10 protein-coding genes are annotated in these 10,076 nt (G+C 41.0%); all 10 read left to right on the plus strand.

The annotated features are described in order from the left end of the window. Nucleotides 1-4: 4 nt before the first annotated feature. Entirely contained in the window at nucleotides 5-340 is a 336-nt protein-coding gene (locus M2448_RS04640; RefSeq protein ID WP_280646678.1) for a DUF6706 family protein, read from the plus strand. Between the two features lies 1 nt (nucleotide 341). Further along, nucleotides 342-680 carry a hypothetical protein gene (locus M2448_RS04645; protein ID WP_280646679.1) on the plus strand — a complete coding sequence of 113 codons (339 nt, stop codon included), beginning with the start codon at nucleotides 342-344 and terminating at the stop codon, nucleotides 678-680. Next, entirely contained in the window at nucleotides 671-1,141 is a 471-nt protein-coding gene (locus M2448_RS04650; protein ID WP_280646680.1) for a hypothetical protein, read from the plus strand. Before M2448_RS04645 ends, M2448_RS04650 begins: the two co-directional genes overlap by 10 nt. After that, nucleotides 1,138-1,557, plus strand: a complete 420-nt coding sequence (locus M2448_RS04655; protein WP_280646681.1) for a hypothetical protein — start codon at nucleotides 1,138-1,140, stop codon at nucleotides 1,555-1,557. The genes M2448_RS04650 and M2448_RS04655 overlap by 4 nt, the downstream gene beginning before the upstream one ends. 17 nt (nucleotides 1,558-1,574) lie before the next feature. Further along, nucleotides 1,575-2,084, plus strand: coding sequence for a hypothetical protein (locus M2448_RS04660; RefSeq protein WP_280646682.1), 510 nt, complete (start codon nucleotides 1,575-1,577; stop codon nucleotides 2,082-2,084). A gap of 68 nt (nucleotides 2,085-2,152) precedes the next feature. After that, nucleotides 2,153-2,803 (plus strand): hypothetical protein, encoded by a 651-nt coding sequence (locus M2448_RS04665; RefSeq protein WP_280646683.1) that lies wholly within the window; start codon nucleotides 2,153-2,155, stop codon nucleotides 2,801-2,803. A 95-nt stretch (nucleotides 2,804-2,898) separates the two neighbouring features. Further along, nucleotides 2,899-3,039 (plus strand): hypothetical protein, encoded by a 141-nt coding sequence (locus tag M2448_RS04670; protein WP_280646684.1) that lies wholly within the window; start codon nucleotides 2,899-2,901, stop codon nucleotides 3,037-3,039. Further along, complete coding sequence (locus M2448_RS04675) at nucleotides 3,039-8,357, plus strand: tape measure protein (RefSeq protein ID WP_280646685.1); 5,319 nt, start codon at nucleotides 3,039-3,041, stop codon at nucleotides 8,355-8,357. The genes M2448_RS04670 and M2448_RS04675 overlap by 1 nt, the downstream gene beginning before the upstream one ends. Before the next feature lie 80 nt (nucleotides 8,358-8,437). Then, nucleotides 8,438-8,866: a hypothetical protein gene (locus tag M2448_RS04680; RefSeq protein WP_280646686.1), complete on the plus strand. Its 429-nt coding sequence runs from the start codon at nucleotides 8,438-8,440 to the stop codon at nucleotides 8,864-8,866. A gap of 89 nt (nucleotides 8,867-8,955) precedes the next feature. Continuing rightward, complete coding sequence (locus tag M2448_RS04685) at nucleotides 8,956-10,068, plus strand: hypothetical protein (RefSeq protein ID WP_280646687.1); 1,113 nt, start codon at nucleotides 8,956-8,958, stop codon at nucleotides 10,066-10,068. Nucleotides 10,069-10,076 lie beyond the last annotated feature (8 nt).

A 10,076-nucleotide genomic window follows, 5' to 3' on the forward strand; every position in this document is an offset into this window, starting at 1 on the left:
GCTCATGGGTAACTTAACGAAATATGAGGCATTGCTGGGGGAATTGGAACCATATACCCCCAGTGCCCTTACCCTGAAAAAAGCCCTGGCAGATACTGGTATTTCAGATCTTAACGATGAGTATGTAGCTAACAGTGATAAAAGATCTATTGCTTTAGCTGCTATAAGTGTACTCAAAAAAATGATCGTCCTTACCAGTGATAGCCTTGGTAAATCATCTCAGGGTTATAGTGTAGCTCAACTGGAGAAACGTATTAAGGATCTCTGTGCTGAGAACGGCTTGGATGCTTCGGAGTTTGTTGAAGTACCCTCTATTACGGACGGTTCAAACTTATGGTAAAATGGGCAGGAATAACGGCACTTTCAGGTATAAGATAGTTCGGGAAGCTCAGAGAGATCAGGCTACAGGGTTTTACTCTCAGCCTGATAACTCTGGATCCGATGAGTGGCTACCTGGCTGTGAGTGCCAGATCGAAAAGTACATACCAGCAAAACAACGTATTGGTGTTGATGGACAGGTACAGACTTACAATTACACGGTATTTATCCCTAAATACTTTAATGGTACGCTGGATCTGACTGCAATAATACAAATCATTGGTGAAGATGGGAGTATTGACGAATTTCCTATTCAAGGTGTAGATAATTTCAACAGAAAGTATATCGAAGTATGGGGATAGAATACACATCTGGTAAAGGTAAAATCAGTTCAGCTGTTATGGCATTCCAGAAACGGCTTGAAACGGCTACTGTTTATTTGCTTAAATACTTAGGTGAAAGCCTGGTAAAGTACGCAAAAGAGCAGCACAATTATACCGACCAGTCAGGTAATCTAACTAACTCTATGGGCTATGTGATAGTGCAAAATTCAACACCTATACACTTTGGTGGATTAAACCAGCCTGGAGAGGGGGCTGATGCAGGGTTAAAGGTTGCTATGAAATTAGCAGCTGAAACTCCAAGCTCATTCTCACTCATCATTGTGGCAGGGATGAATTATGCTGCTTATGTAGAAGCAAAGGGGTACAATGTTATACTGCCAGCTGAATTAAAAGCAAAGGCTGAATTTCCAGCAGCTATGAGTAAACTGGCTACAAAAGCTAAGGCAAAAGCAAATGAATTATTTGGTGATATTATATGATAACAACTGAGGAAATATCTGTTAGAGTTTACCAGCTACTCCAGGGGAGTGAGGTTAAGAGTATGATTTCTGGCTCTATCGACTATGAGAGATCCGATTATTCAAAAGAGGATGTTATTATAGTTCCCCACGCTATTACTGGAGAGGATTCAGTTCGTTTCGGAGAGATCAAAATAAATATTCATGTGCCTGATCTTATGAAAAAAGCCAAGCCGAACCCTGTATATAAAATCAACTTTCCACGGCTTATAGAGATACGTGCAAAGGTTATTGAGGTTCTAAAAAGCCATTATGAGCTGGGTAAAGGATATAACTGGACTATCGGTCTGTTACATCCACCCATAAAAGAACCTGATCACAATGAGCACTTTGTTTCTTTTGCTCTGGAGATAACAGTAAGAAGTAAAAAAGTTTAATCAATAAAATTTAAGTTATGCCTGTATTATCAACAATGGGATTAAAAAAGATCTGGATCACTCCATCTACTGGCAGTGAAACAATGCCTGCGAATGGTGCAGCATGGACAGATCTCGGAGACGTGTACAAGGATACTTGTACGCTGAAAGATTCTGATGGTACTGAAACCAAACACGAATCGGAAACCTCCAGCAAGAAAATAGTAATGTATGAACCTGGTGAAACCTCTGTAGAGCTTACATTGATGGATCCAGATCTGGAATTGCTTGTAAAGTATTTTGGTGGAGAGATCCAGGGAACTGGGAAAAAAAGAACCTGGAAACGTCCAAGGGTACTCCCTTACAGCGAGTGGGCTGTTTGGCAGCAACCTGAGGAGGGATTCCTGGTAGGATGTCCGAACGCTCGGATCATTCCTAAGTTTGAGATCACGTATTCTGCAAAAGGTATCTGTTTGGTTCCTATGACCATCAAATACCAAGCTGAGACACATTTCAACGAGGAAAACAAAGCTCCTACAACTGCTTAAAATTCCCAGGAGTAACATGGGAAGCCTCCTGCCTTCCGCTGGGGGCTTTCTTTTTAATATTACGAAATATGATAGATGAGGAAAAGAAAGAATTAACAAAAGAGGAACGCCTGGAGATTGAGGAACAGGCTATTCAGGCTCTTTTGCAAATGGGAGCTAAGTTCTCGGTACCATTAAAAATAGAACCACGCAAAGCTCCTAAAAGAGTGCTTATGTGGAATAAGTTATTCCCTGGTAAAGCAATAAACTGGAGGGATAAACGAATACCTAAAAAATGGGATGTGGAGACTATTTCTATACCTGATGTAGATTTTGGTGCTATCAAAGAGACTATAGTACGGAATTTCCACATCAAACCTCTTTACTTAGGTACCATAGATACGCTCAGAAAGCTGTATCTGGAAATTGAATACAATGAGGAGGCTATACAAGAGCAGCCATTAGCCGAAAGCAAGGAGCTGTTTAAATATATTCCTGTGATGGCTGAGATAGCAGCTATAGCTATAATCAATAATGGGGAGATTGCTAATCCTCTGAGTAAAGAGACAAAGGAACTGAAAGAGTTTTTCATTAAGCACTTGACTGTTGGCAGACTGCAGAAACTGGCTGGTGTGATAAATCAAATGATGAACCCAGGGGGTTTTACGACCTCTATTCGATTGATAAGGGAAGTGGGAGCGACCAAACCCAGAGCAGATCGGATAGAGTTACAGGACTAAATAGTCCGTGGGGTAGTCGTGGAGCTATACTCAAAGAGTATGGGTGGACTTATGACTATTTGCTCTGGGGAATTTCCTGGCTCAACGTGCAAATAATGATACAAGATGCTGCCAGGATAAAAGATGATCCGAAAGAGGGAGATGAGGATGATGGAGGAGCTGGATCTGGTGAAGTAATACACCAGGAATTAAAAACAAAAGAAGATATTAAAAATCACCTTAAAGGACTGATGTAATGAGTGAATTTATAGATGGTGCTTTAGCATTTCGTGCAACTTTAGATATAGATGATTTCGATGTTTCAGCGGAATCAATGGAGAGGCATATCCAAAGGGTTTCTACTACAGCCGTACAAGAAGCCGAAAAGATGGATAACGCTTTCTCCAAAGCTGCTGCTGCCTTTATCGGGATTGTTGGAGTGAATCAGGCAGCTGGGTTTGTGAAAAACATGATCCAGGTTCGCTCTGAGATGCAGAACGTAGAAGCATCATTCAAAGTGTTTTTAGGATCAGCTGAAAAAGCTGAGGCTTTCTTTGATAGGCTGAATAGATATGCTTATAACAATGTGTTTGAGTTTGCCGATCTTTCAAAATCTGCTGCTCAGTTGCTTGCATTTAGAACGGATGTAGAGGATGTTATACCAACCATTAACAAGCTATCAGAGATAGCAGCAGGTACCAATGTTCCGCTGAGTGAAATGGTTAGTCTGTTCAACAAAGCCAAAGCAAACGATAAGCTGTTATCTGTTGATATTCAGATGTGGGAAAGCCGTGGTGTTCCTTTGGTTTATGAGATGGCTAATGCCATGAATAAAGGAGAGGATGAGATCCGTGCTATGGTATCGGCTGGTAAGATCGGTTTTAAAGAACTCAACGATGTTATAGATAAGGTAACTACCAATGGAGGTATGTTTGCTGGCATGATGGTTGAAAAAATGAAAACTTTGGGAGATAGTATCGGATTGCTCCAGGATAATATCACCAATATGTTTAATTCACTCGGTGAAGCTAACCACGGAATCCTAAAAGCAGGTATAGATTCAGCATCATACTTAGTTGAACACTATGAGGAAGTAGGGCGTATTCTCGGATCACTTGTTACTGCCTATGGTACATACAAAGCTGCTGTTATTGCTACATCTTTGGCGACAAAGGGCAATACAGGAGTATCAATAATAGATAATACCGTTAAATCGGTTAAGCTGACACTCCTAAAAATGGAGGAAACAGCGACTGGTAAAACAGCTGCTCAGATAGCAGCCATGACAAAAGCAGAGGTAGCTCACACAGCAGCTCTGGAGGCTAAACTTACAGCTGAGGAAAAGAGCAACCTGGTAAAGTCTATCAGGATAGCAACGATACAGGGTTTGCTTACTGCACAACAGCAGGAATATCTCTCTAATTTAGGGATCACCACCAGCTCGCAGAATTATGAGGCTGTAGCTATGAGCGTTCTTTCTGTTGAGCAAAGAATGGCTCTCTCAAAGATAGATCTCTCCTCCAAAAGCTCTATTTATCGTGCTGCTCTCGAAAGTGAGGTAGCAGCTAAAACAAGAGGCACAGCTGCCACTCTGGAGGCAATGAGAACTGATGTTAGGGCTGCTGCTGTTCGGGTTGAATCCGCTAAACAGACAGCCATAGCAACGATGCAAGCTACAGAGGCAGCTCGTTATGAGGTTTACTGGGCTAAACAATCGGGTGATGCTACCAGGATTGCAACAGCTGAAAAGAAGTTTGAGGCAGCTGTAGAAAATCAATCCTTAGCCAGGAAAGCTGCTCTCTCCTCTCAGACTGATTTTTACACCAAAAAGAAACAGCTGGAGGCAGCAGCCACAAAACAGGCTACAGTGGCAGGTATAGCCGATACCACAAGTAAAGGAGCACAAAGTGCAGCAACATCTTTACTCACCACTATCACAACCAAATGTACAGCAGCTCTCAAAACGCTATGGGCTTCAATGATGACAAACCCGATAGGTTGGATTATCGGTATTGTGGGAGCTTTGGTAAGCGTATTCACCCTGTTTAAAAACAAGCAGGATGAAACTAATGATGCAATGGGAGAGTTCCAGGAAACAACCAAAAAGGAGATTGATAACCTCAATTTGCTTATGGCTGTACTTCGTAATACAGAGAAAGGAACAAATGCACACAAACAAGCCTTAGATAAAGTAAATGCAATATTAAAGGAGTACAATAAAGAGCTTATCACCGAATCCACCACTGTAGAGGGATTGAAAGATAAATATGATGAGCTTACCGAATCCATTAATGCCAGTGCTGCTGCCAGAGTAAAAGCCAAATACATTGAAAAGATCCAGCAAGAGCAAACCGAAACTCAGGAGGATGCAAAAAAGGATCTCAGAAAAAGTGGCAATAAACTGAAAACCTATGTAGATAATCCTTATGGAGAATACGGATACTGGGAAAGTGTACAATCTATCAGGAAAATGAATGAGGCGGTTTATGATCAGATTGAGATCATGGCTATAGAATCTGCCAATAAGCTCAAAAACCTTACAGGTGATGCTTATACTCAGGGGTTCAATAAGTCGCTACAAAATATCTCCAATTCTGTTAAAGCTGCATCTGGAGCCAGTGATAAGGATATGCAAGTATTCTCTACACATTTGCGAAAATACCTATCGGCTATTGTCGAATCAGAGAAAGATGTTGAGAGCAAAACAAATGATCTCATTGCATCTATGGAGGCTTTTGCAAACGCTGGAGGATCTGAGCCAGAGATAACAAAAACGGTTGATTATGCTGTTATGTCGTTCTCTGAACTTGATAAACTTGTAAAGGAGACACAGACAGAGATAGACGAGATCAACGCTAAAGAGATAAAAATTGATACCGACAATACTCGTTTAACTGAGTTGCTTGGAATATTATCCCAGGTGAAACAGACCATTGACGGCAAAGAGGATAATCTGAATACTGAGGCTGGTATATCAGCTCGTATCAAACAACTCAAAGAGGAGCGTGAAAATGTTGAGATCAATGGGAAAAAGTACAACGAACTTACCCAAAAGATCAATTCTCTACAAAGCAGGATCCCCGATAACTCTAAAAATGCTGGTGAGAATGCCATAAAGAAACAGGAACAGCTCGCAGATAAACAGCTCCAGGCTGATTTTAGGCTGGAACAGGCTCGTATTGAGATAATGGAGGAGGGATATGCTAAGAGAAAAGCCCAGCTGGATCTACAGCATAGAATGAACCTCGCTAACATTGAAAAAGAGCAGAAAGATCTGGAGAAAGCAAGGAAAGAGGCAGGAGCTGGAGGGCTTAGCGATGATGATAAAAAAGATATTGCCGAACGCAAAGAGTTAGAGAATAAAAGCTATGCCAAAGCTGAGAACTCTCTATTTGATGGAGAAATTGAGTACAAAAAGAAACAGTATGAGCTTTATTTCCGATGGGTTAAGAATTTAGGCAAAGATGTGGCAGATAAGCAATTTTCTGAGCTGTTAAAAGACGGTAATTCATACAAGGAGTATATTGATAAGAAAATTCAGGAGCTTAGCCAAAAGAAAGCAGCTGGCACGATCACAGAGGGAGAGGGAAATCATTTGATTGCTCTTAATATGCAATACGATGAGATTACTGGAGCTAAGACTGCAATGGATTCATTCAAAGAGAGTGTAACTCGTGCGATCTCACAAGCATCCACTCTGGCTGAAAAGATAGAGGCTATTGCAAATGCTAAGGAAAAGCTGGCAGCTGGAGGAAATGGTTTAGTTGGTGAAGATGAGCACGCTGAGGCTTCGCTTTTTGTCTCGAATGCTGAGGATGATGTAAATAAAGAGCTGGAGGATAAGATACTTAATGACTTCCAAACATTTGAGGAGGCAAAGCTGGCTATCCAGGATGAATATGCCCTATTGAGGAGAGTTGCCATGGAGCAAAATAACGCTGAACTCCTGGCTCAGATCAATAAAGGAGAGGCTGAGGCTCTTTCTGCTCTCAATGCTCAGATGTTGATGCAAACAGATAGCTGGAATAACTTATTCACTGATTTGGATGCTCTAACCATTGAGCAGATAGATAAGCTGGTTACTGAGATACAGGAGAAAATGAACACAGCAGATCTCGATCTAAACCCTGCTGATCTAAAAGCCGTGTTGGATCGCTTGGATGAGGCAAAGCAAAGGATCCTTGATGTAAATCCGTTTAAGGCTCTCGGAAAAGCTATCGGTGATGTTTTCAAAAAGACTGGACAGGGATCCAAAAAAGAAACTGGTGAGATCAAAAGAGACTGGAGTAACCTGGCTAAAGCTACACAGGGTACATTTGACTTTGTAAATGATGCCATTGATAGTTGTGATGTTCTTGGAGATCTTATCGGTGATACAGGCAAAGAGACTATAGCTATGGTTCAAGGTATCGCTATGGCTGGTATTGCTATGGCTACTGCTATTTCAACAGCAGAAAAAGGATCTGTTATCCTAACAGCTATCTCTATTGCCCTACAAGCTATCCAGTGGATTGCAAGCCTATTCAACAATGATAATAAACTGGAGGAGAGGATCCAGAATATACAGAAAAACATTGATGCTCTGGAAAATTCATTTGATCGGCTCCAGCACGCTGTTGATCAAACCTATTGGATCTATAGTGAGGAGGAGAAAACAGCCCATGATAATAGGATTCAGGCTATCAATGAGGAGATAGCAGCTTTGGAAAAACAGGCTATTGTAGCTGTTCAGAGCTGGAACTTTGTGAAATATGCCGAACTTACTAAGCAGATTAAAGAGCTGAAATATGCCCTGGAGAAAGAGGAAAACAAGGGAGATATGTTCCAGCTGTATGATTTGCAACGAAAGAACTTAGAGGAACAGCAACGGCTCATAGAGCAACAGATCCAGGCTGAGAAAGAAAAGAAAAAAACAGACTGGGATAAGATCGCTGGATGGGAGGAGGCTATCAAAGATATAGATACCCAGCTGGAGGATCTGGAGCGTGAAATGCTGATAACCTTAGCAGGTACCGATATAAAGAGTGCCATTGATGAGTTTGCCGATGCCCTGGTAGATGCTTATGTAAAGGGAGAGGATGCAGCAAAGGCTTTGGGAGAGGTTACTAAGGATGTGATGAAAAAGGCTGTTGTTGAAGCGATAAAAAAGCAATTCCTGGCTAAGGCTATCAATGATGCTGTTCTTTATCTTGGTGAATCTATGAAAGATGGAAAGCTGGATGATTCAGAGAGGGCGAAATTTGAGAGCATGGTAAATGCTGCTGGTGAGGCTACCTCAAAAGCATTAGAGGCAGTCGGTGATTGGATTAAGGATCTGGAGGATGATGTTACAGAGGATCCTCTTACAGGTGCTGTGAGATCTCTAAGTGAGGAGACAGGTGGAGTGATAGCTGGTAGGCTGAATGCGTTTGTGATCAATCAATCGGATCAGACTGCAATAATGAGGCAGAGCTTACTCTATCAGCAAGAAATAGCAATGAACACCAGGTATAACAAACACCTGGAGGGAATACTGGAAGCTCTAAAGAGAATGGAAACTAAGGACAACTCATTATTATCACAAGGAATATCATAATGGAACTGGCAGACAAATTAAAACAAGATGGTGAAGTGAAAGGACTTTGTAGGCTCTGGAGAGGTAGGCTTAAACCAGGTATGAGCATAGAGAGCATGGTAAAGCTCTTTATTCGTGGGATAGACTTCTGTATATCGGAGGATTTTCCCACTCTGGAGTTTATACGAGTTAATTTCAAGGGTAAATGTGAGCAATATGGAGCATTTGTCGATGATGAGGTGAACGGTCGTAAAAACGCACCTGATACGGTTCTTAACGGTAATTGTAAGGCTATGATGGAATATGATGGCTTTACCGTTTCCAGGATCTTTATCAGGCATAATAGCCAGGCAGCTGTGATCGCTTCTGATAATGCCATGGTTACTATTGATGCTTTTGATAACTCCAATTTAGCTGTGGCAACGGCTGGAAATAGCTCTCAGATATTTGTAAATCTGTATGGAAATGCTCAGGTTGAATGTATCGGTGAGAACATCCAGGTTAAGAAAATGAATAAAGAAACATATTAAAAATAAACAGTATGACAGTTGTTGATAAGAACTTAATTTTATACCTGCCTTTTGATGATCCAGATGGCAGTATAGCGTATGACTACTCAATGAGTAGAGCTGATGGTACTCTTTCAGGTGGAGCTTTCTTTTCAAAACAAGCTAAGATCGCCAAATCTTTAGACCTAAATGGGAAAGGTGAATGTGTAACATCAAAGGTAATACCATTCAGTTCCGATTTTACCCTTTCTTTTTATTTGAAATCTACAACTAAAAAGGTAGGATGGCTTTTGAATTTTCCTGGTATAGATAATTTCCTGGAGCAATGGCTGGATGTGGTACCTGAGCGTTTTTACTTTTTTGCTTTTGTCAAAAGCGGAAACCTGTTTACTGTGTATCAGAATGGCAATGAGGTTTACAGAGGAACACTGGCAGCAACTCCTGTGGGGTTCTCTATCAATGACTGCAATCTCTCTGGTAGTTATGCCTGTATTGATGAGCTACAGCTATTCAATGTGGCTAAAACTCCTGTGGAGATCCTTAAAATGCAAAGTGATACTGATGTAGAGTATTACATAGATGGGAAAAACTTTAAGGAGTTCGGAGTTTATGTATCGGCTTCAAACGGATTAGTTGGTAGGCTTGGCAGGAAAGAATCTCTTACTGTTGATTGGGATAATTACCATGGTATTGTGAGAGACAAAAAACGTCCTCGATACAAAGAGAGAAATATTACTCTGGATTGTTTTATTGAGGCTTCCAGTAGATCCGCTTATGTTGAGTGGGTGAATCTATTTATGGCTCAATTCGACAAAGAGGGAACTCAACGCCTCACTATTGAATACGATGGAAAAACAAAACCTTTAGTATATGAGGTTATTTCTATGGATGATGTGGATCCAGCGAAAAAGTGGGGAACTTACAACGATAACCTAATGGTGGGCACATTTAAACTCAAACTGATAGAGGATGAGCCAGTAAAGAAAGTGCTTAGGCATATAGGAGGAACTGCTAACACAAAGGTAGAAATCAATGTTACAAGCTCTAAGTTGTTAAATATTTACTGGGGTGATGGCTCCCATACATTTGATGTGTCGGGTACAAAAGCCATAGAGCACACCTACTCGGAGCCTGGGATCTATGATATAATCATTACTGGGGTGATTGAGGATATTGAAAATTTCTCTACTAATGCGATCATTGTATGGAACAAATTACTCTAATAAAGCGA

The sequence above is a fragment of the Dysgonomonas sp. PF1-14 genome, from assembly GCF_029892965.1.
Classification (GTDB): Bacteria; Bacteroidota; Bacteroidia; order Bacteroidales; family Dysgonomonadaceae; genus Dysgonomonas.

What these genes read in the sequence shown, in the direction of transcription:
- M2448_RS04640 (WP_280646678.1), top strand. Translation starts at nt 5, where the DNA reads ATGGGTAACTTAACGAAATATGAGGCATTGCTGGGGGAATTGGAACCA.
- M2448_RS04645 (WP_280646679.1), top strand. Translation starts at nt 342, where the DNA reads ATGGGCAGGAATAACGGCACTTTCAGGTATAAGATAGTTCGGGAAGCT.
- M2448_RS04650 (WP_280646680.1), top strand. Translation starts at nt 671, where the DNA reads ATGGGGATAGAATACACATCTGGTAAAGGTAAAATCAGTTCAGCTGTT.
- M2448_RS04655 (WP_280646681.1), top strand. Translation starts at nt 1,138, where the DNA reads ATGATAACAACTGAGGAAATATCTGTTAGAGTTTACCAGCTACTCCAG.
- M2448_RS04660 (WP_280646682.1), top strand. Translation starts at nt 1,575, where the DNA reads ATGCCTGTATTATCAACAATGGGATTAAAAAAGATCTGGATCACTCCA.
- M2448_RS04665 (WP_280646683.1), top strand. Translation starts at nt 2,153, where the DNA reads ATGATAGATGAGGAAAAGAAAGAATTAACAAAAGAGGAACGCCTGGAG.
- M2448_RS04670 (WP_280646684.1), top strand. Translation starts at nt 2,899, where the DNA reads ATGATACAAGATGCTGCCAGGATAAAAGATGATCCGAAAGAGGGAGAT.
- M2448_RS04675 (WP_280646685.1), top strand. Translation starts at nt 3,039, where the DNA reads ATGAGTGAATTTATAGATGGTGCTTTAGCATTTCGTGCAACTTTAGAT.
- M2448_RS04680 (WP_280646686.1), top strand. Translation starts at nt 8,438, where the DNA reads ATGAGCATAGAGAGCATGGTAAAGCTCTTTATTCGTGGGATAGACTTC.
- M2448_RS04685 (WP_280646687.1), top strand. Translation starts at nt 8,956, where the DNA reads ATGAGTAGAGCTGATGGTACTCTTTCAGGTGGAGCTTTCTTTTCAAAA.